At 59.7% G+C, this 521-nt stretch carries 1 protein-coding gene; it reads left to right on the top strand.

The window, feature by feature from the left end; all coding sequences use genetic code 11:
• A partial coding sequence (locus V7S54_RS33255) for a porin (protein WP_336557630.1) occupies positions 1-521 on the top strand: 521 nt, incomplete at both ends.

The following is a 521-nucleotide window of genomic DNA, read 5'->3' as shown; positions in this document are numbered from 1 at the left end:
GACGCAATCGTCGCAGCCGAGCCGGAGCCCATGGAATACGTTCGCGTTTGCGACGCTTTCGGCACTGGCTACTTCTACATCCCGGGCACCGAAACCTGCCTCAAGATCGGCGGCTTCATCCGTTTCCAGACTTCGTTTGGTCGTGACGCTTCGACCAGCCGTTACAACCAGGCGGATCACGACTTCCTCGACAACGGCGGCCCGAACGAGTCCACGTCTGACTGGGATGCCTTCTCGCGCGCTTACATCTCGTTCGACGCCAAGAGCGACACCGAGTACGGCACGCTCACCGGCTTCTTCGCTGCTGAGTTCAACGCCGACAACGACACCGACTCTGGCGACAGCGACTTCATCGACGTTGATGAAGCCTACATCCAGCTCGGTGGCCTCAAGGCTGGTTTCTTCTACAACTGGTGGGATAAGGGCCTGAACGGCGAAACCGACACGCTCGGCAACGTCACCGAGTTCAACTCGATCGCCTACCTCTACGACGGCGGTTCGTTCCAGGCCGGTATCTCGGT

It is taken from the genome of Ensifer sp. CCNWLY38, assembly GCF_037120565.1.
Lineage (GTDB): Bacteria > Pseudomonadota > Alphaproteobacteria > Rhizobiales > Rhizobiaceae > Ensifer > Ensifer adhaerens_H.
Note: the sequence above shows the minus strand (reverse complement) of the source record. Positions and strands in the feature narration are given on the sequence as shown.